This window comes from Mesorhizobium sp. M0701, assembly GCF_040320365.1.
In the GTDB taxonomy this organism is placed as follows: domain Bacteria; phylum Pseudomonadota; class Alphaproteobacteria; order Rhizobiales; family Rhizobiaceae; genus Mesorhizobium.
Genome location: NZ_JAMYPO010000005.1, coordinates 45,725 through 64,642, shown reverse-complemented (window position 1 = coordinate 64,642; position 18,918 = coordinate 45,725). Strand labels below are relative to the sequence as shown.

The window sequence follows — 18,918 nt, the reverse complement described above, 5'->3', positions numbered from 1 at the left end:
CTCAGCGCTCCGCGTCGTAATTGGTCATCACGGTGTAGAACACCCATGACAACAACAGGACGATAAGGAAGTAGACCAGCGACATCGCCGCCGCCGGGCCGAGGTCGAACTGGCCGAGCGCGGTCTTGACGAGATCGATCGAAAGAAAGGTCGTCGAGTTGCCGGGTCCGCCGCCGGTCACCACGAACGGTTCGGTGTAGATCATGAAGCTATCCATAAAGCGCAGCAGCACGGCGATCAGCAGCACGCGGTTCATCTTCGGCAGCTGGATGTAACGGAACACCGCCCAGCGCGAGGCACCGTCGATCTTGGCCGCCTGATAAAAGGCATCCGGGATCGAGACCAGGCCGGCGTAGCAGAGCAGAACGACGAGGCTGGTCCAATGCCAGACGTCCATGATGATGACCGTGACCCAGGCGTCATATGGGTCTTGCACATAATTATAGTCGATGCCGAGCGCGTTGACGTAATAGCCGAGCAGGCCAATGTCGTTGCGCCCGAACACCTGCCAGATGGTGCCGACGACGTTCCACGGGATCAGCAGCGGCAACGCCATCAAAACAAGGCAAACAGGCACGCCCCAACCCTTCTTCGGCATATTGAGCGCAATGAAGATGCCGAGCGGCACTTCGATCGCCAGGATGATGAAGGAGAAGACAAGGTTGCGGATCATCGCCTGCCAGAAGCGGCTGGAGGAAAGCAGTTCCTCGAACCATTCCGTGCCGGCCCAGAAGAAGACGTTATTGCCGAAAGTGTCCTGCACCGAATAATTGACGACCGTCATCAGCGGTATGACCGCCGAGAACGCCACCAGCAGCAGCACCGGCAGCACCAGGAACCAGGCTCTGTTGTTCCAGGTCTTTTCCACTTCAGGCTCCCATCTCGACGCGCCAGGAATCGGCATAGATGTTGATGCCAGCCGGGTCGAACCGCACCTTCGGATCAGCCGGAACTGTCTCGTCCTCGCCGATGACGGCGGCGATCTCGCGTCCTTCGAGATTGGCACGGACCACCTTATGGCGGCCGACGTCCTCGACCTTGCTGACCCGGACGGCCATGCCCTGGCTGCCCAGGCGCACATATTCGGGACGGATGCCGAGCTCGATGGCGCCGCCGCCCGCCTTGGGCACGCCCGGCAGTTCGATCTGCTGCGAGCCCAGCTTCGCTGTCTTGCCGTCGATCGCCACCGGCATGACATTCATGCCGGGCGAGCCGATGAAATAGCCGACAAAAGTGTGGCGCGGGCGCTCGAACAGCTCCGCCGGTGTGCCGATCTGCACGATTTCGCCGTCATACATGACGACCACCCTGTCGGCGAAGGTCAAGGCCTCGGTCTGGTCGTGCGTGACGTAGACCATGGTGTAACCGAAGCGGCGGTGAAGCTGCTTCAACTGCGAGCGCAGCACCCATTTCATATGCGGGTCGATGACGGTCAAAGGCTCGTCGAACAGGATGGCATTGACGTCGGAGCGCACCAGCCCGCGTCCGAGCGAGATTTTCTGCTTCTGGTCGGCGGTCAGTCCGCGCGCCTTTCGTTTGGCCATATCGGCCAGCCCGGTCATCTCCAGCGTCTCGCGCACCTTACGGTCGACGTCGGCCTCCGGCACGCCGCGATTGCGCAGCGGGAACGCCAGATTGTCGTAGACGGTCATCGTGTCGTAGATCACCGGGAACTGGAAGACCTGGGCAATGTTGCGCTCTTGGGTCGACAGATTGGTCACGTCCCTGCCGTTGAACAGCAGCTGGCCGTGCGAGGGATGCAGCAATCCCGAAATGATGTTGAGCAGCGTGGTCTTGCCGCAGCCGGATGGGCCGAGCAGCGCATAAGCGCCGCCATCCTCGAAGGTGTGGTGCACTTCCTTCAGCGCGAAATCGGCATCCGTGCGCGGGTTCTGCAGATAGGAGTGGCGGATATGATTGACGTCGATGCGCGCCATCGCTTCCTCCTAAGCCGCCAGCTTCGGCGCGGCCATCGCGCGGCCGTGCTCGTCGAAGACCATGATGTGGCGCGGGTCGATGAACACCTCGACCTCCTCGTCCGGCTCGAAGTCGCGAATGCCGTGGGTCAGCATGACCCAGCGCGCATCGGCAAAATCGAGATGGATGAAGCTTTCCGATCCGGTGATCTCGGTGATCGTCACCTTTGCGCGCACCGGCACTGCGGCGGCGTTGGGCCGATCGAGGGACAGATGATGCGGCTGGAAGCCGATCGTATAGATCGCATCGGCGACGCCGAAGAGTTCCGCCGGCACCGGCAATTTCACGCCGCCCTCGAGCAGGAAATCCAGGCCCTTCTTGGCAAGCACGATGGTGTTGAGCGGCGGATCGGCGAAGGTTCTCGCCGTCACCAGATCGACCGGTTTGCGGAACACTTCGATGGTCGGCCCGAACTGGGTGATGCTGCCCTCGGAAAGCGTTGCCGTGTTGCCGCCGAGCAGCAAGGCCTCGTGCGGCTCGGTCGTGGCATAAACAAAGATTGTACCGGCGGCCGCGAAGACTTTCGGCAGTTCCGCGCGTAATTCTTCACGCAGCTTATAGTCGAGATTGGCGAGCGGCTCGTCGAGCAGCACGAGGCTGGCATTCTTGACGATGGCGCGGGCCAGCGCGGTGCGCTGCTGCTGGCCGCCCGACAGACTGAGAGGCGTCCGGTCGAGATAGGGCGTTAGTTTGAGAAGGGCGGCGGCATTGCGCACCTCCCTGTCGATCGTTGCCTGATCCGTGCCGGCCACCCGCAGCGGTGAGGCGATGTTTTCGTAGACCGTCATCGCCGGATAATTGATGAATTGCTGGTAGACCATGGCGACGTTGCGCTTTTGCACCGGCATGCCGGTGACATCCTTGCCATCGAACCAGACCGAGCCCGAGGTCGGCACGTCGAGGCCCGCCATCAGCCGCATCAGGCTGGTCTTGCCGGAGAGCGTCGGCCCGAGCAGGACGTTGAGCGAGCCGTGCTGAAGCGTCAGCGAGACGTCGCGGATATGTTCCGCCGCACCCACCGTCTTCGTCACGTTTCTCAGTTCAAGCATGATGCCTCCTCCCAGGCTTTCTGCATCAGTCGGCCCTTCCTATTCGGCAGCCGCTACGTGCTGCCGGCTTATTCCGCGCATGAACTCGTCGAGCACTGCCGCCTGCTCACGGCTGAGACGCAGGCCGCGCTTGGTCCGGCGCCACAATACATCCTCGGCAGTCATCGCCCATTCGTTTTCGACGAGGTAGCGCACCTCGGCTTCGTAGAGATCGGCGCCGAAGTTGCGGCCAAGATCGACGTTCGACTTGGCGAGGCCCAGCAGCTTCCTTGCGCGGGTGCCGTAGAGCCGGGTCAACCGGCGGGCCAGCCGGGCGTCGAGGAACGGGTACGCCGTTTTCAGTTTCGCCACCTCGGCATCGAAGCCGGTGACGGGAAAGTCACCGCCGGGCAGCGGCGCGTTTGCCGTCCATGGTTTGCCGCGCTTGCCGAGAAAACCCTCGATCTTCTCGAGCATCGATTCCGACAATCGGCGGTAGGTCGTGATCTTGCCGCCAAAGGCGTTGACGATCGGGGCGGCACCCTCGCCTCCATCGGCCTTCAGCACATAGTCTCGGGTGGCTTCCTGCGCCTTTGAGGCGCCATCGTCGTAGAGCGGTCGCACTGCGGAATAGGTCCAGACGATATCCGACGGCTTGACCGGCTGCGCGAAATATTCGCTTGCCGCAGCGCAGAGATAGCCGATCTCGGCGTCACTGATCCTGACGTCGTGCGGATCGCCGGGATAGTCACGGTCGGTGGTGCCGATGAGCGTGAATTCGTCCTCGTAAGGGATGGCGAAAATGATGCGCCCGTCCTTGTTCTGAAAGAAATAGGCGCGTGGGTCGTCGAATTTCTTGCCCACGACGATGTGGCTGCCTTGTACGAGGCGGACATTGTGCACGTCGTTCAAGCCGACGGTGGCCGACAGCACCTGATCGACCCATGGGCCGGCGGCATTGACCAGCAGCCGCGCCTTGATCTCCTCGGTATCGCCGGTCCGCACATTTTCAAGCCTGACCGTCCAGAGATTGCCTTCGCGGCGTGCGCTGACGACCTTTGTTCGGGTTCGAATGGTTGCGCCGCGTTCGGCAGCGTCGCGGGCGTTCAACACAACCAGCCGGGCATCGTTGACCCAACCGTCCGAATATTCGAACGCCTTTCGAAACAGCGGCTTCAGCGGCTTGCCGGCCGGATCCTTGGCCATGTCCAGCGTTTTCGTCGGCGGCAGCAATTTGCGCCCGCCAATATGGTCGTAGAGGAAAAGCCCGAGCCGGATGAGCCAGGCCGGACGCAGTCCCTTGGCGTATGGCAGCACGAAGCGCATCGGCCAGATGATATGCGGCGCGTTCCTCCACAGGACCTCGCGTTCCATCAGCGCTTCGCGCACCAGACGGAATTCGTAGAATTCGAGATAGCGCAAGCCGCCGTGGATCAGTTTGGTCGAGCCGGAAGAGGTCCCGCTGGCCAGATCGTTCATCTCGGCAAGAAAAACCGAAAAGCCACGTCCAACGGCATCGCGGGCGATGCCGCAGCCATTGATGCCGCCACCGATGACGAAAATGTCATGAATCGGTGATGCGCTCAAAGAATCCTCCCTCGATTTCGCATTGCAGCATTTTTGGGTTCTTGCGAAACCGTAGAGGAATTATTTCGAAATGATAACGAATGTCAAACGAAATATGATAGGCGGAAGATGCCGCTACGGCATCTCTAGGAGAGCGACGTTTCGATCAGCTGAACTTCTGCCTCCTGGCAGATCTTACGCACCGACGGGATGTCGCAACGATCGGTGATAAAGGTGTTGACCTGCGACAGATGGCCGATGCGGACGGGCGCGGTGCGCTCGAATTTGGTCTGGTCCGACACCAGGATCACATGTCGGGCGTTGGCGATGATCGCCTGAGCCACCTTCACCTCGCGAAAATCGAAGTCGAGCAGTGCGCCGTCATGGTCGATGGCCGAGGCGCCGATCACCGCAAAATCGACCTTGAACTGCCTGATGAAATCGACCGCGGCCTCGCCGACCACACCGCCGTCGGAACCGCGCACGACACCGCCGGCGATCACCACCTCGATCGAAGGATATATGCGCATCCTGTTGGCAACATTGATGTTATTGGTGATGACCATCAGGCCGCTGTGATCGAGCAGCGACTTGCTGACAGCTTCCGTCGTTGTCCCGATATTGATGAACAGAGACGCGTTGTCGGGGATCAGCCGGGCTGCTGCGCGGCCGATCGCCTCCTTCTCCTCGGCGGCGATCTTGCGCCGAGCCTCATATTCCATGTTCTCGATGCCGGAGGGGAACAATGCCCCGCCATGGATGCGGGACAAAAGCCGCTGGTCGCAGAGATCGTTGAGATCCTTGCGGATCGTCTGCGGCGTCACGTTGAAATGCGTCGCCAGCTCCTCGACCAGTACGCGGCCATGGTCCTTGGCCATCTGGATGATTTCGGAATGACGCGGCGACAGATACATCTAGCAACCTCTCATTTTCGTTTTCCTCGTCTATAGCTGAAAACGAAAGCCATGAACAGGTATGGGCCGGCTAATGAAAATCGGGCGACTGCAGAGAGAAAAGCTCCGGCGCAATCTCGACGAGGCTATCAACTCAGCCCCCGCGCGATCTCAGTGATGACCTCGAAAGCAGTATCGACGTCCGCCGCAGTCGTTTCGAACTGCCCGACCTGAAAGCGGATCGCCACCTGCCCGTCCACCCGGGTCTGCGTCAGGTAAATGCGGCCGTCATCGTTGATCGCGCTGACCAACCGCAAATTGTGCTCGTCAGAGTCGATGGCCGCAGCCGCGAGATGGCGGAATGAGAATAGCGACAGCATCGGTTCCGTGACGATCTCGAAATCCGGTTCCCGAGCCAGCCGCGCGGCGAGGCTCTCGCTCCAGGCGACATGGTTGCGGATCATGTTCCGCAGATTTTCCAACCCATGCGCACGCAGCAGGAACCAAAGTTTCAGAGCGCGGAACCTCCGTCCGAGCGGCACCGACCATTCGGAGTAGTTGATGACCCCGTCGCGGCCATGCGTTTTCAGGAATTCGGGCTTGATCGCCAGCGTGCGGACCAGGTCTTCCGGCTGGCGGATGAACTGCATCGAGCAATCGAACTGTGCCCCCAACCATTTATGCGGGTTGAAGACGATGGAATCGGCATTTTCGGCGCCGGTCCAGAAATGCCGGAACTCGTGGCAGATCATGGCGGAGCCGGCCCATGCGGCATCAACATGCAGGTAGAGCCCGTGCCGCTTCGCCACCTCGGCAACAGCCGCCACATTGTCGGTGCCGCCGGTACTTGTGCCGCCGACGCTGGCGATGATGCCCGCCGGCAGCATGCCGTTTTCGCGGTCGGCAACGATCGCGGCTTCCAGAGCCGCCGTCTGCATGGCGCGGAAGCGTCCGGCGACCGGAATGCGCACGAGGTTCGCCTCGCCGATGCCCGACACCCAGATCGCCCGGTCGATGGAAGTATGGACCTGGTCGGAAGAATAGACCCGCACGACCGGCTGCCCTTGCAAGCCGTTCTTGTTGCCTTGCCAGTCGAGCGCGCGCTCGCGCATGGTCAGCACGGCGGCAAGCGTCGCCGACGAAGCCGAATCCTGCATGACGCCGGAGAATCCCTCCGGCAAACCAAGCGCCTGCCGCATCCAGTCGACGACACGCGTCTCGAGCTCGGTTGCCGCCGGCGAGGTCTGCCAGAGCATGCATTGCGCGGCCATCGCGGAAACCAGATACTCGGCCACGACGGAGACCGGTGCCGCATTGGCCGGGAAATAGGCGAAGAAACGCGGATGCTGCCAGTGCGTCATGCCAGGCAGGATCTTTTGTTCGAAATCGGCGAAGATTGCCTGCATCGTTTCGCCGTCTTCCGGCGGCGCGGCATCGATGCTTTTGAAGATTTCGCCCGGCTCGACAAGCGGCCGCACCGGTCTCTCGCGAAGGCTGTTTCTGTAGTCGACGCCCCATTCAGCCGCTCGCAGCGACCACTCGCGGAATTCGTTGCTATTCATCTTCTTCGCCTCCGTGGCGCCTCATCGAGCCGCGATCAAAGAGCACGAAAAACGAAGGTTTTCATTCGGGAAAATCAGGCAGACTGGCAAAGGCGGTCTTCAGCGCGTTCGACCAGCTATCCGAGATCGTACGATAATATTGATCGTCCTGGGTTATTCGCTTTTTGAGGCCGACCTTGAAAGTGTCCTTTTCATAGAACAGCAGGTCGAGCGGCAGGCCGACCGACAGGTTCGACTTCAGCGTCGAGTCGAACGACACCAGCAGCAACTTCACCGTCTCGGCGAAACTCATCGTCCTTTCATAAGCGCGGATAATGATCGGCTTGCCGTATTTGGTCTCACCGATCTGGAAGAACGGCGTGTCGTCGGTCGATTCGATGAAATTGCCTTCCGGATAGATCATGAACAGGCGCGGCGCGCTGCCCTTGATCTGACCGCCGAGGATGAAGGAGGCGTTGAAGTAGGAATCCGCCTTTTCGCCCGCCGGCGACGAACTGGCGATGACCTCCTTGACGGTGTCTCCGACCAACCGGACTGTCTGGTACATGGAGGGCGTTTCGAGCAGTGTGGCACGGCGCTCCGCCACTGCCTTGGTGCGTTCGTCGAGCAGGCTGACCACGGCCTGCGTCGTCGCCAGATTGCCGGCCGACATCAAAACGATGACGCGCTCGCCCGGCTCTTCCCAGACATGCATCTTCCTGAAGGTCGAGATCGAATCCATGCCGGCGTTGGTGCGCGTGTCCGACATGAACACGAGCCCGCGATCGATCTTCAGGCCGACGCAATAGGTCATCGAATCTCTTTGGCAACAATCTTGCCGGGGATTACTGCTCCACGGTGACGGTGACCGCAAGCTGTTCTTCCGCCTGTCCCAGCCGAATTCCAGATACCGGCGTGGCGTCGCGATAATCGCGGCCGGTCGCCACCTTCACATAACGCTCGTCCGGAGAAATGCCGTTGGCGACATCGAAGGCGACCCAGCCGAGGCCCGAGACATGCGCCTCGGCCCAAGCGTGGCTTGCCGCCTGCTCGATGGCCGCATCCATCATCAGGTAGCCGCTGATATAGCGGGCCGGAAAATCCATGGCACGCGCCGCGGCAACGAAGATGTGGCTGTGGTCCTGGCAAACGCCGGTCTTGAGCGCCAGGGCCTCTTCGGCCGGCGTCGTCACGTTGGTGGTGTCCGGCGTATAAACGACGCGCTCGCCGATCACCGCCATCAACCGGTGCAGCCTTTCGATGTCGGTACCCTTGCCGACCGAGGCAGCAAGCTCGCGAATGCCGCTGCCGATCGTCGTCAGCGGCGTTTCCTGGCCGAACAGCCAGAGCGGCGCGAAACCCTGGTGCGGTCCGCAGACGCCAGCGGTGTCGCGCGTCACTACTTCGCCGGCTGCTTCGACGGTGATGAAGTCGCGCTCGCCCTCGACGCTCAACAGCCGGGTATCATTGCCGAAATGGTCGGTGAAGCGCACTTCCTCGCGTGCGCCTTCGATCTTCAGCGCCCAGGACAGTACCGTCTGGGTGCGCCCGTTCACCGGGAGCAGCCGCAAACGCTGCAACAAATAATGCACCGGCGCATCGTAGCGGTATTCCGTCCGGTGGGTGATCTTCAGCCGCATCGCTCTCGTCCCTGGAGCATGAGCTTTTCCGAAAACCGGTCTCCGCTTTTTGGGGTCATGCTCAATAGAACCTGTAATCCTGCGCGATCTCGTCGCCGAGCCTGGTGTTGTCGCGGATGAAATTGGCCAGAAATTCGTGCAGGCCGGCGTCGAAAATATCCTTGATCGACCCGGCCGTCAGCATGGCCTGGGTCTTGGCAGCCGTCGCATGACAGGCGTGGCGCTCCCCATAGTCGTCACCCAGGAATTTGAGATGCTCCGTCAGGAAGCGGTAGCAAAAGGTCAGCGAGCGCGGCATGCGGACGTTGAGGATCAGATAATCGGCGATGTTGCTCGGCTTGTAGTCGGCATCATAGACCCAGCGATAGGAACGGTGCGCCGACACCGAGCGCAGGATCGATTCCCACTGGTAGTTGTCGAGCGTCGAGCCGACCCAGGAGATCGACGGCAACAGCACGTAGTATTTCACATCCAGGATGCGCGCGGTGTTGTCGGCGCGTTCGACATACGTGCCGAGCTGCGAAAAATCGAAAATCTCGTTGCGCAGCATCGTGCCGTAGAACGAGCCGCGGATCAGCGCCGTCTCGCGTTTGATTGCGTCGAGCGCGTTGGGCAGGTCGCGCTCGTCGATCGGCTTGGCCAGCATCCGCTTCAGCGACATCCAGGCTTCGTTGATGCTTTCCCAGGTTTCACGCGTCAATGCCGTGCGCACCATGCGGGCATTGTTACGGGCCGTTTCGATAGACGACATCGTGCTCGACGGGTTCGATGTGTCGCGCAGCAGATAGTCGGCGACATTGGCGGCGGTGTAGTCGGAATATTTCTGCGTGAAGCTGGCGTCTGAACCGGCGCTGAGCAGCACCGAATTCCACTCCTCCGAAGCGTTCTGGGTACGAGTCAGCGCCATGCGCAAGCCGGCATCCACCAGCCGCGCCATGTTTTCCGCCCGCTCGATATAGCGGTTCATCCAGTAGAGCCCGTTGGCGGTGCGGCCGAGAAGCATGTCAGGCGGTCCTGTGGTGAATAGTGAATGCTGAATGGTGAATGGTGACTGTCCAGATTCCAGGGCACGATTCCGCGCGCTTCACTTCAGGGCATTTCACCAACATCAACGACCCATATCCTTATCTATTCACTATTCACTATTCACTATTCACTATTCACTATTCACTATTCGCTATTCCCTACTCGCTACTTCCACTCTAATCATCCAACACCCACGTATCCTTCGTGCCCCCGCCTTGCGAGGAATTGACGACCAGCGAGCCTTCCTTGAGCGCTACTCGGGTCAGCCCGCCGGGCACGATCTGGATACGGTCGGAAACCAGCACATAGGGGCGCAGATCGACATGGCGCGGCGCCAGCCCCTTGTCCGTCAGGATCGGGCAGGTCGACAGCGCCAGCGTCGGTTGAGCAATGTAGTTCGACGGTTTTGCCGCGAGCTTTTTGGAAAAATCCTCGCACTCCTTCTTGGTCGCCGCCGGACCGACCAGCATGCCGTAACCGCCGGACCCGTGGACCTCTTTGATAACCAATTCATCGATGTGCTCGAGCACGTATTTCAGGCTGTCCGGCTCCGAGCAGCGCCAGGTCGGGATGTTGCCGAGCATCGCCTTGCGGCCGGTGTAGAATTCGACGATCTCGGGCATGTACGAATAGATCGCCTTGTCGTCGGCGATGCCGGTTCCCGGCGCATTGGCGATCGTGATGTTGCCGGCGCGGTAGACGTCCATAATGCCCGGCACGCCAAGTGCCGAGTCGGGGCGGAACGTCAGCGGATCGAGGAACGAGTCGTCGACACGACGGTAAAGCACGTCGATCTGCTTGTAGCCCTCGGTGGTGCGCATCGCGACATGGCCATCGACGACGCGCAGATCCTGCCCCTCGACAAGCTGCACGCCCATCTGGTCGGCAAGGAAAGCATGTTCGAAATACGCCGAGTTGAAGCTGCCCGGCGTCAGCACGGCAATGGTCGGCGCACCCTTGGTGCTTTGCGGCCGCACTGCCGCCAGCGACTGGCGCAAGAGCTGCGGGTAATTCTCAACCGGCCGCACCTTGATCTGCTGGAACAGCTCGGGAAAGAGCTGCATCATCGTCTCGCGGTTCTCCAGCATGTAGGAGACGCCGGACGGCGTGCGCGCGTTGTCCTCCAGCACGTAGAACTCGTTCTCGCTAATGCGTACGATGTCGACGCCGATGATGTGGGTATAGACGCCGGCCGGCGGCCGCACCCCGATCATCTCGGGCAGGAACGCCTCGTTCTTGGCGATCAACTCCTTCGGCACCCGGCCGGCGCGCAAGATCTCCTGGCGATGGTAGATGTCGTCGAGAAAGGCGTTCAGCGCCTGGACGCGCTGCTCGATGCCTTGCGTCAGCCGTCGCCATTCATTGCCCGAAATGATGCGCGGAACGATATCGAAGGGTATCAGCCGCTCCGATGCTTCCTGCTCGCCGTAGACGGCGAAAGTGATGCCTGTCTTGCGAAAGACGCGTTCGGCGTCCTGCATCTTCTCGGTAAGTCTGGCCGGGTCCTGTTCCTTCAGCCAGCGATCGTAAGCCGAATACGGTTTTCTCAGCCCGGAAACTTCCGGAAGCATTTCATCGAACGCTGCCAATCGCATACTCCCCTGTGGCGCCATTTCACTGGCCTCGCTGGAGAAAATCAAGCGCAATCGGTGATTTGTTGGGCGCCGGCGATCAGTATATCGCACTTGCCTAAAATTAAGGCAGCACCAATAGGGCCTTGATCAGGCTTTGCCTGGTGTCCGGGCAGATGCCGGATGCGGATCAAAACGCGCGAAAGGTGACGACCGTGAACGTATCCTTGATGCCCGGGAGAATCTGCACTTTCTCATTGACGAAGTGGCCGATGTCTTCCTCGTCGTCGACATAGAATTTGGCGAGCAGGTCGTAGTTTCCGGCTGTCGAGTAGATTTCCGAAGCAATCTCGGCATCGGCCAGGGCGCTGGCAACGTCGTAGGCCTTGCCCAGATCGCATTTTATCTGCACGAAAAATGCCTTCATTGCCTGGTCCTGCTCACATCGCACGCTCTAGGTATAATCGAGCGGCCCTTGTGGCAGACTGCCGTTCGCCTTTCAAGCATCGGCAATCGCTCAGGCTGTTCTCGCCTCGACATTGCGTCTCGGTCTGGACACGGACTGCCACGCCGAATGTTTGCGCTCGGCTGAAACCCTGAAGCACTGCAAAGCGTATGGTATCATGTACCTTCAGGCAGCGATTTCTCAGGGACAACGGAGACAGGCCATGCGCCGCGCGTTTTTCGCATTCGCAGTCGTTCCATTCATTTTCGCATCCCAGGCCTTTGCTGGCGACGCCGAAGTCAAAGCGGCGCAGACGGTCATCGATGGGCAGTTGAGGGCCTTCATCGCCAATGACGGAATGACGGCCTACAGCTTTGCCGCACCGAATGTGAAACGCATCTTTCCGACCGTCGATACCTTCATGAACATGGTGACAAAAGGCTATCCGCCGGTGCGCCAACCGCAGACCTACTCCTTCGGCAAGGTTCGCGCGACGAGCCCGACGTCGATCATCCAGCAAGTGCTGATCGTCGGCCCGGATGGCAAGGACTACGAGGCGGTCTACACGCTCGAACTACAGCCTGACGGCAGCTTTCGGATCACCGGCTGCAGCCTGCGTGCGTCCACGTCGCTCAGCACCTAAAGGGGTGTTTCAATCCTGTCGCCGGTAGAGCGTCCAGCTCAGGCCTGAAAACCCCCAATGCCTCGACGCATCGGCCCGTTCATACGCCAGAGCGCATGCGGCCGTCGGTTCGACATGTTCGGCTTGTTTGTCCACGTCCCCCTCGAGGACCAGCCAGGCGGGCCGTTCGGTGCACATCCCGTCGTCTGGAACCAGCAATGCCCGACGATCCATTCGCGCCGCAAAATAGTCGACGACAATGGGGGTGCGGAAATTGCCGTCGCTGGCATAGGTGGTTGCGCCGTTCCTGGTCATTTCATCGACGATAGCGGCGTAGGAGCCGCGTCCATATTGATAGAGCTGGAGCAGCGACGAAATGCTTCCACTCACCACGATCGCCAGCGCTCCCATCGCAAGTAGCCTTGCAGTCCCGCGAGCATCCAGGCCGCGGCCAATCATCTCGCCGGCCCAGAGCAGCAGCAATGTTCCGCTGATGATGAAATAGCGTGGGAACTCGAGGTTGGGCAGATGCGCCGCCGCCATGAGCAAAGGCAGTCCGATAATCCCGATCGCATGAAGGCTGGCTCGGCGACCGCGCCAGACACCGGCGGAGAGGCCGACAAGACAGCAGGCGGCAACGATGTAGGGCCCGTCGCCGAACCAGGGTGGCAGCCCGAACAGAGAGCGGATCATCCCGCCATAGCCCTGCGCGAAGGCGGCAATCGAGAACGGCGAAACACCACCGACACTGAAGCCGAACAGCCTGCCGCCGACAAACACGCCGACAGCCAGCGGCAGCACGGCAAGCAAGCCCGGCAGGAAGATCGACGCCAGGTCCGCAACGACACGGCCGACCTTCGCCGTACGCTGCCAGGCGAGCCAGGCGGTCCAGATTGCGAGGACCGCCACCATTCCGATCATTGTGAGGTGGCACAGGAAGCCGAAAAGGATCGCCGCTGCCAAGGCCGCGCCAGACCACCGTCTACTGTCGAGCCGGCGCTCCAGAAAAACCACCGAAAGCAGCGTGAACAGCACAAGGCCGGCATAGCCGCGTGCCTCCGAGCCGTAATGGATCATTGGGTAGCTCACGGCAAACAACAGGCTTGTGGCAATCATCGCCTGTCGTCCGCGCGATGCGGCGCTCGCTGCCGCCGCACCGATCGTGGCAACACCTAATGCTATCGACAGACCTCGCTGGATCAGCGGCGAAGCATCGGGGCCAATGAGATAGAGATAGACCGAATTGAGGAAATGATTGTTGTCGTGATTGACGCGCCAGAATATCTGGTCGATCGAGGTAAGCGGCTCGATCAGCGCAAAGCTCCAGATCTCGTCCAGCCAAAGGTCGCCGCGCGCGCCAAGTAAGCGCAAGACCAAGCCGGTCACTGCGATCGCCAGAATGGCAAGCAACGACCCAGTCGTCCATCGCTGAACCGCGATGGGGGTCGAAGGCGAAGGCTCGGCGATGCCGTTCGTCCGCACCGTCGTGCCAGGAACTGAAACTTGCCCCGAAACCAACAGGTTCTTGATCCTCGCCCGATGTCGTCCGGCAATGCTTATTAGGCAGTCGTTTCAAAACAGTTCATGGCAGGGGCAACTCCTCCCTGGAGCCGGATTCTGGCGAGCATGCCTACCGGACGGCGAGGTCACCGTTTGCCCATTGCTGCGTGATGATCTCGGCTTGTTCGGCGAACCTGCCAGCCTCGATCGCTTCACGAATGTCGCGCATCAGCTGCTGGTAATAGGACAGATTGTTCCAGGTCAGGAGCATCGCCCCAAGCGCCTCTTGCGAGCGCACCAGATGGTGCAAATAGGCCCGCGAATAGTCGCGTGCGGCCGGGCAGTCGCTTTCCTCATCGAGCGGACGCGGATCGTCGGCATGGCGGGCGTTGCGCAGATTGACCTTGCCGCGCCGTGTGTAGGCAAGGCCGTGGCGCCCTGCCCGCGTCGGCATCACGCAGTCGAACATGTCGATGCCGCGCGCCACCGACTTCAAAATGTCGTCCGGGGTGCCGACGCCCATCAGGTAGCGCGGCCGGTCAGCCGGCAGCTCCGGGCAAGTGATGTCGAGCATCTCCACCATCACCGCTTGCGGCTCGCCGACAGCCAGCCCGCCGATCGCGTAGCCCTTCAGCTCCATTGCCTTCAGCGCCTGCGCCGAGCGCAGCCGCAGATCCGGCACGTCGCCGCCTTGCACAATGCCGAACATCGCCTTGCCGGGCTGCTCGCCGAATGCGGTCTTGCAACGCTCGGCCCAGCGCAACGACAACTCCATGGCACGCTCGATCTCGTTCTGCTTGGCCGGCAGCGCCGTGCATTCGTCGAGCTGCATCTGGATGTCGGAATCGAGCAGCCCCTGGATCTCTATCGAACGCTCCGGCGACATCTCGTAGGCGCCGCCGTCGATATGCGAACGGAAGGTAACGCCGCTCTCGGTCAGTTTCCGCAGCTTCGACAGCGACATTACCTGGAAGCCGCCGCTGTCGGTCAGGATTGGATGCGGCCAGCGGGCGAATTCATGCAGGCCGCCGAGCCGCGCCACGCGCTCGGCGCCGGGTCTTAGCATCAGGTGGTAGGTGTTGCCGAGGATAATGTCCGAGCCGACGCCGCGCACCTGATCCATATACATGGCCTTCACCGTGCCGCCGGTACCGACCGGCATGAAGGCAGGCGTGCGGATTTCCCCGCGCGGCATGGTGATTGCACCACGCCGCGCCCTGCCGTCGGTCGCCAGCACCTTGAAGGTGAATGCGTCAGTCATTGAATTCCCTAGCCATCGAACTCCTTGTCGAATACCGGCGCGTCCGGGGCCTGCTTGTCGAGTGATTGCCGGTAGCGGATGCAGCCGCGCATGAATTTCGGCCACGGCGGCACGGCAATCGCCGGCTCGGTCTTTTCGGGCAAAAGTGACCAGAGGTCGGGATGATGCCAGCACAGATCATGGCCGGTGGCGTCGCGGTGTTGGCGGATGCCGGCGCGCAGTTTCCTGACCTCGGCGATCAAGGCTTCCCGGTCGAAGGTTTCCAGGTCATCGTCCATTACTATCCTCCCTGAACAGAAGACTTGCGTCTCCATAGGAATAAAACCTGTAGCGGTTCTCGATGGCATGCGCATAAGCCGCCCGCATCGTCTGCAAACCGCAGAAGGCCGAAACCAGCATGAACAGCGTCGAACGCGGCAGATGGAAATTGGTCATCAGCATGTCTGCGGTCTTGAAACGATAGCCGGGCGTGATGAAGATGTCTGTCGGGCCTGACCATGCGGCCAGCCTGCCGTCCTCGCCGGCCGCGCTCTCCAATAAGCGCAGCGATGTCGTGCCGACAGCGATAATGCGCCCACCTTTTGCTTTCGCCGCATTCAGCGCCTCGGCGGTTTCCGGGCTGACCGAACCGGTTTCGGCGTGCATCTTGTGGTCGGCGGTGTCGTCCGCCTTCACCGGCAGGAACGTACCGGCGCCGACATGCAGCGTGACGAAACGGCGCTCTATGCCCTTGGCGTCGAGCCTCGCAAACAGCTCCGGCGTGAAATGCAGCCCTGCCGTCGGCGCGGCGACCGCGCCCTCCTCCCTCGCATAAATGGTCTGATAATCGCTGCGGTCGCGTTCGTCGTCGTCACGCTTGGAGGCGATGTAGGGCGGCAGCGGGATGTGGCCGACAGCGTGCAGCGCCTCGTCGAGGAACGGACCTGACAGGTCGAAGCCGAGCAGCACCTCGCCGCCTTCCCCCTTCTCGATCACTGTCGCATCGAGCTGGCCGAGAAAGCAGGAATTGGCGTCATGACCGAAATGGATGCGATCGCCGGCGGCGATGCGCTTGCCCGGACGCATGAAGGCTAGCCACCGGTCGGGCGCCATCCGCATATGCAGCGTGGCTTCGACCTGCGCTGCTGCTTCGCCGCGCCGCCTGATGCCTTTCAGCTGCGCCGGAATGACCTTGGTGTCGTTGAAGACCAGCACATCACCGGCCTTGAGCAGGGACGGCAGGTCGCGCACCGTCCGGTCCTCGAGCCCCTCACCCGGCCTGACCACCAGCATTCTGGCGCTGTCGCGCGGTTCGGCTGGGCGAAGCGCGACGCGCTCTTCCGGCAGATCGAAATCGAAAAGATCGACGCGCAAGAAATCCCCGCCTCAAGGTTCCGGGCAGGTCACCGCCCAGGCGCCGACACTGTCTATGCTCAGCGTACCGCCCATTGCGAAGCTGGACTGCTCGCTGGCCTTGACCAGCCGCAATTTGGCCACGATCGAGCTGAGGCCCTCATCAGTGAGATCGATCAGCATGCGCTCGTCGTCTTCGAATGCCTGTCCAACGATGACTTTCGTTGAGCCTGGCTGTCCGTCCGTGGTCCATGTCTTGCCACCGGCATCCAGCCACACACGCGCCACCGCAATGACGGCCGTGTGTCCCATCAAAACGTCAATCGATGCCGCGCCGCCGTCGGCGCTGCAGACGATCGATTCCGTCGCCAGCGCCGGAGTGGCCGCCGCGACGAGCACAAATGCGATGGCCGCGACAGCCCGGCCGGTCATTTCACGTCGGCCGCGACCTTGAGCGACACGATCTTGTCAGGATCCTGCACCGGTTCGCCGCGCTTGATCTTGTCGACGTTGTCCATGCCTTCGATGACCTGGCCCCATACCGTGTACTGGCGGTTGAGGAAGGCGGCATCGTCGAAGCAGATGAAGAACTGCGAATTGGCCGAGTTCGGGTTCTGCGAGCGCGCCATCGAGCAGGTGCCGCGGCCGTGGTTGGCGTTGGAGAACTCGGCCTTCAGATCGGGCTTGTCGGAACCGCCAGTGCCGGCGCGCGATGGCGCGAAAGACGGCTTGTTGGAATTGCCGAACTTCACGTCTCCGGTCTGCGCCATAAAGCCGTCGATGACGCGGTGGAAGACCACGCCGTCATAGGCGCCTTCGCGCGCCAGCTCCTTGATACGGCCGACATGGCCGGGCGCCAGATCTGGAAACAATTCGATGACGACCTTGCCCTTGGTCGTGTCCATGATAAGCGCGTTCTCGCGGTCCTTGATTTCGGCCATGTCAGAAATATCCTTTTGAACAATTGTGGTTACTTGCCGTCCGCGGCGATGCGCACCTTGATCATGCGATCGGGGTCGGTCACCGTCCCGTTCTGCGCCTCGTCGCCTTTCTTGATGTGGTCCACCAGCTCCATGCCGCTGACGACATTGCCAACGATGGTGTACTGGCCATCGAGCGGCGGTGCCGGCGCGAACATGATGAAGAATTGCGAATTGGCGGAATTCGGATCGTCGGAGCGGGCCATGCCGACCACGCCGCGCTGGTAGTGCTCGGTGCTGGAGAATTCGGCCGGCAGGTCAGGAAGATCGGAGCCGCCGGTGCCGACAGCGTCGGCATTGAAGCCGCTCTTCATGTTGCCGAACTTGACGTCGCCGGTCTGCGCCATGAAGCCGTCGATGACGCGGTGAAAGGCGACGTTGTCGTAGGCGCCCTGGCGCACCAGCTTTTTGATCTGCGCGACGTGCTTCGGCGCAAGGTCGGGCCTCAGCGCGATGGTCACGTCGCCGTCCTTCAGCGTTACGATCATGGTGTTTTCCGGATCGGCGGCAAAGGCCGACACGGATGCGGTCACAAGACCGGCAAGCACGGCAAGCAAGAAGGCAAGCTTTTTCAGCTGCATGGGATCTTTCTCCGAATATCTTCGTTCAAGCATGTCGTTACCCAAAGCCGGGTTCCACTTTTGGGTGACATGCATTTATTTCGCGAATTTGGCGGTGAGCGCGCCGGCCACGGCCGCCGGCACGAAGGGGCGGATGTCGCCTCCCATCGAAGCTATCTGGCGCACAAGTGTGGCGGTAATGGTGCGCACTGAAGGGCTGGCGGGCAGGAACACCGTCTGCAGCTCCGGCGCCATGGTCTCGTTCATGCCGGCCATCTGCATCTCATAGTCAAGATCGGTGCCGTCGCGCAGGCCGCGGATCATGATCGAGGCGCCATGCTTCCTGGCCGCATCGATGACCAACCCGTCGAAGGCGACTACTTTGATACGCGCACCGTCGCTGCCGAATTCCGCCTTCGCGGCCGTTTCGATCAGGCCAACCCGTTCCTCGAAGGAAAACAACGGCTTCTTCCCGGGATGGATGCCGATCGCCGCATAGATTGTATCCGCCACGGCCAGCGACGCCTTCAGCACGTCGAGATGGCCGTTGGTCAGCGGGTCGAAAGAGCCGGCATAAAGGGCGATGCGTTCGGTCATGGCAGGTGCTTCTAGCGAGCCTCTCCCCTAAAGGCAAATCCGATCGCCAGCCCGCCCCATGAACCTTTTGGCCGACGTGAACGACAGATGAATGTGCCGCTCACAACAGTTTCACGCAGTGTTCACTAAGTTGCAGCTGCAGGAGATGAAACCAAACACCCATCTAATCGTTGTTAGGCGCAGGAGAACACGCACATGCTGATCTACATGCTCGCCACCGCAATGACCGTCGCCATGCTGATCGCTACCGTATTCGGGTTGCATCAGGAAGCACAGCGCGTCCGCGCCAAGGCCAATACCAAGCGGTTCGAAGGCTTCGGCAACCGCAAGCCTTATCGCCACTTCTAGATTGCGGGTGTCTTCACACGCCGGCCTATAG

General features: G+C 61.1%; 21 protein-coding genes. 2 read left to right on the top strand and 19 right to left on the bottom strand.

Going from position 1 to position 18,918, the window contains the following annotated elements; all coding sequences use genetic code 11:
* Position 1: 1 nt before the first annotated feature.
* The 11 genes from NKI24_RS06870 to NKI24_RS06820 all read right to left on the bottom strand — a co-directional run bounded on the left by NKI24_RS06870 (position 2) and on the right by NKI24_RS06820 (position 11,669).
* On the bottom strand, positions 2-868 hold the full coding sequence (locus NKI24_RS06870) for a carbohydrate ABC transporter permease (RefSeq protein WP_023674893.1): 867 nt from the start codon (positions 866-868) through the stop codon (positions 2-4).
* A gap of 1 nt (position 869) precedes the next feature.
* Positions 870-1,937, bottom strand: a complete 1,068-nt coding sequence (locus tag NKI24_RS06865; protein WP_352455722.1) for an ABC transporter ATP-binding protein — start codon at positions 1,935-1,937, stop codon at positions 870-872.
* Between the two features lie 9 nt (positions 1,938-1,946).
* Positions 1,947-3,026, bottom strand: a complete 1,080-nt coding sequence (locus tag NKI24_RS06860) for an ABC transporter ATP-binding protein (RefSeq protein WP_352448782.1) — start codon at positions 3,024-3,026, stop codon at positions 1,947-1,949.
* A gap of 39 nt (positions 3,027-3,065) precedes the next feature.
* Positions 3,066-4,592 (bottom strand): glycerol-3-phosphate dehydrogenase, encoded by a 1,527-nt coding sequence (glpD, locus tag NKI24_RS06855; protein WP_352744071.1) that lies wholly within the window; start codon positions 4,590-4,592, stop codon positions 3,066-3,068.
* A gap of 125 nt (positions 4,593-4,717) precedes the next feature.
* Positions 4,718-5,485: a DeoR/GlpR family DNA-binding transcription regulator gene (locus NKI24_RS06850; RefSeq protein WP_023674889.1), complete on the bottom strand. Its 768-nt coding sequence runs from the start codon at positions 5,483-5,485 to the stop codon at positions 4,718-4,720.
* A 128-nt stretch (positions 5,486-5,613) separates the two neighbouring features.
* The gene (locus tag NKI24_RS06845) at positions 5,614-7,026 is read right to left on the bottom strand and encodes a pyridoxal phosphate-dependent decarboxylase family protein (RefSeq protein ID WP_352744069.1); all 1,413 of its coding nucleotides are present in this window, start codon (positions 7,024-7,026) and stop codon (positions 5,614-5,616) included.
* A gap of 61 nt (positions 7,027-7,087) precedes the next feature.
* Positions 7,088-7,819, bottom strand: a complete 732-nt coding sequence (locus NKI24_RS06840; protein ID WP_254817354.1) for a proteasome-type protease — start codon at positions 7,817-7,819, stop codon at positions 7,088-7,090.
* Positions 7,820-7,850: 31 nt separating this feature from the next.
* Positions 7,851-8,645: a transglutaminase family protein gene (locus NKI24_RS06835; RefSeq protein ID WP_352744067.1), complete on the bottom strand. Its 795-nt coding sequence runs from the start codon at positions 8,643-8,645 to the stop codon at positions 7,851-7,853.
* Between the two features lie 61 nt (positions 8,646-8,706).
* Positions 8,707-9,648: an alpha-E domain-containing protein gene (locus NKI24_RS06830; protein ID WP_023674885.1), complete on the bottom strand. Its 942-nt coding sequence runs from the start codon at positions 9,646-9,648 to the stop codon at positions 8,707-8,709.
* Positions 9,649-9,847: 199 nt separating this feature from the next.
* Positions 9,848-11,260 (bottom strand): circularly permuted type 2 ATP-grasp protein, encoded by a 1,413-nt coding sequence (locus NKI24_RS06825; protein WP_352448777.1) that lies wholly within the window; start codon positions 11,258-11,260, stop codon positions 9,848-9,850.
* A gap of 172 nt (positions 11,261-11,432) precedes the next feature.
* The gene (locus tag NKI24_RS06820) at positions 11,433-11,669 is read right to left on the bottom strand and encodes an Lrp/AsnC ligand binding domain-containing protein (RefSeq protein WP_023674883.1); all 237 of its coding nucleotides are present in this window, start codon (positions 11,667-11,669) and stop codon (positions 11,433-11,435) included.
* Between the two features lie 241 nt (positions 11,670-11,910).
* Between NKI24_RS06820 and NKI24_RS06815 the strand changes: the two genes are divergently transcribed.
* Complete coding sequence (locus NKI24_RS06815) at positions 11,911-12,330, top strand: DUF4864 domain-containing protein (RefSeq protein WP_352705867.1); 420 nt, start codon at positions 11,911-11,913, stop codon at positions 12,328-12,330.
* A gap of 9 nt (positions 12,331-12,339) precedes the next feature.
* Here NKI24_RS06815 and NKI24_RS06810 read toward each other — a convergent pair whose 3' ends face one another.
* From NKI24_RS06810 to coaD, 8 genes are all read right to left on the bottom strand, one after another.
* Positions 12,340-13,695 (bottom strand): glycosyltransferase family protein, encoded by a 1,356-nt coding sequence (locus NKI24_RS06810; RefSeq protein WP_352744065.1) that lies wholly within the window; start codon positions 13,693-13,695, stop codon positions 12,340-12,342.
* A 244-nt stretch (positions 13,696-13,939) separates the two neighbouring features.
* Positions 13,940-15,070, bottom strand: coding sequence for a tRNA guanosine(34) transglycosylase Tgt (gene tgt / locus NKI24_RS06805; protein ID WP_352744063.1), 1,131 nt, complete (start codon positions 15,068-15,070; stop codon positions 13,940-13,942).
* A gap of 8 nt (positions 15,071-15,078) precedes the next feature.
* Positions 15,079-15,348, bottom strand: a complete 270-nt coding sequence (locus NKI24_RS06800) for a hypothetical protein (RefSeq protein WP_352448773.1) — start codon at positions 15,346-15,348, stop codon at positions 15,079-15,081.
* Positions 15,338-16,423 (bottom strand): tRNA preQ1(34) S-adenosylmethionine ribosyltransferase-isomerase QueA, encoded by a 1,086-nt coding sequence (queA, locus tag NKI24_RS06795; protein WP_352705725.1) that lies wholly within the window; start codon positions 16,421-16,423, stop codon positions 15,338-15,340. Before queA ends, NKI24_RS06800 begins: the two co-directional genes overlap by 11 nt.
* A gap of 12 nt (positions 16,424-16,435) precedes the next feature.
* The gene (locus tag NKI24_RS06790) at positions 16,436-16,834 is read right to left on the bottom strand and encodes a hypothetical protein (RefSeq protein WP_352705728.1); all 399 of its coding nucleotides are present in this window, start codon (positions 16,832-16,834) and stop codon (positions 16,436-16,438) included.
* Positions 16,831-17,343 (bottom strand): peptidylprolyl isomerase, encoded by a 513-nt coding sequence (locus NKI24_RS06785; RefSeq protein WP_254817363.1) that lies wholly within the window; start codon positions 17,341-17,343, stop codon positions 16,831-16,833. The genes NKI24_RS06790 and NKI24_RS06785 overlap by 4 nt, the downstream gene beginning before the upstream one ends.
* A 29-nt stretch (positions 17,344-17,372) precedes the next feature.
* Complete coding sequence (locus NKI24_RS06780; RefSeq protein WP_352471695.1) at positions 17,373-17,963, bottom strand: peptidylprolyl isomerase; 591 nt, start codon at positions 17,961-17,963, stop codon at positions 17,373-17,375.
* A gap of 75 nt (positions 17,964-18,038) precedes the next feature.
* Positions 18,039-18,539 carry a pantetheine-phosphate adenylyltransferase gene (gene coaD / locus NKI24_RS06775; RefSeq protein WP_352448768.1) on the bottom strand — a complete coding sequence of 167 codons (501 nt, stop codon included), beginning with the start codon at positions 18,537-18,539 and terminating at the stop codon, positions 18,039-18,041.
* A 195-nt stretch (positions 18,540-18,734) separates the two neighbouring features.
* Here coaD and NKI24_RS06770 point away from each other — a divergent pair, with 195 nt between their 5' ends.
* Positions 18,735-18,887, top strand: a complete 153-nt coding sequence (locus NKI24_RS06770) for a hypothetical protein (RefSeq protein WP_254817366.1) — start codon at positions 18,735-18,737, stop codon at positions 18,885-18,887.
* Positions 18,888-18,918: the final 31 nt, after the last annotated feature.

Bases quoted from the DNA above. Each gene is read 5' to 3' on its own strand.
- NKI24_RS06865 (WP_352455722.1), bottom strand. From the start codon at position 1,937: ATGGCGCGCATCGACGTCAATCATATCCGCCACTCCTATCTGCAGAAC.
- NKI24_RS06860 (WP_352448782.1), bottom strand. From the start codon at position 3,026: ATGCTTGAACTGAGAAACGTGACGAAGACGGTGGGTGCGGCGGAACAT.
- NKI24_RS06850 (WP_023674889.1), bottom strand. From the start codon at position 5,485: ATGTATCTGTCGCCGCGTCATTCCGAAATCATCCAGATGGCCAAGGAC.
- NKI24_RS06845 (WP_352744069.1), bottom strand. From the start codon at position 7,026: ATGAATAGCAACGAATTCCGCGAGTGGTCGCTGCGAGCGGCTGAATGG.
- NKI24_RS06840 (WP_254817354.1), bottom strand. From the start codon at position 7,819: ATGACCTATTGCGTCGGCCTGAAGATCGATCGCGGGCTCGTGTTCATG.
- NKI24_RS06835 (WP_352744067.1), bottom strand. From the start codon at position 8,645: ATGCGGCTGAAGATCACCCACCGGACGGAATACCGCTACGATGCGCCG.
- NKI24_RS06830 (WP_023674885.1), bottom strand. From the start codon at position 9,648: ATGCTTCTCGGCCGCACCGCCAACGGGCTCTACTGGATGAACCGCTAT.
- NKI24_RS06820 (WP_023674883.1), bottom strand. From the start codon at position 11,669: ATGAAGGCATTTTTCGTGCAGATAAAATGCGATCTGGGCAAGGCCTAC.
- NKI24_RS06815 (WP_352705867.1), top strand. From the start codon at position 11,911: ATGCGCCGCGCGTTTTTCGCATTCGCAGTCGTTCCATTCATTTTCGCA.
- tgt (WP_352744063.1), bottom strand. From the start codon at position 15,070: ATGACTGACGCATTCACCTTCAAGGTGCTGGCGACCGACGGCAGGGCG.
- NKI24_RS06800 (WP_352448773.1), bottom strand. From the start codon at position 15,348: ATGGACGATGACCTGGAAACCTTCGACCGGGAAGCCTTGATCGCCGAG.
- NKI24_RS06790 (WP_352705728.1), bottom strand. From the start codon at position 16,834: ATGACCGGCCGGGCTGTCGCGGCCATCGCATTTGTGCTCGTCGCGGCG.
- NKI24_RS06785 (WP_254817363.1), bottom strand. From the start codon at position 17,343: ATGGCCGAAATCAAGGACCGCGAGAACGCGCTTATCATGGACACGACC.
- NKI24_RS06780 (WP_352471695.1), bottom strand. From the start codon at position 17,963: ATGCAGCTGAAAAAGCTTGCCTTCTTGCTTGCCGTGCTTGCCGGTCTT.
- coaD (WP_352448768.1), bottom strand. From the start codon at position 18,539: ATGACCGAACGCATCGCCCTTTATGCCGGCTCTTTCGACCCGCTGACC.
- NKI24_RS06770 (WP_254817366.1), top strand. From the start codon at position 18,735: ATGCTGATCTACATGCTCGCCACCGCAATGACCGTCGCCATGCTGATC.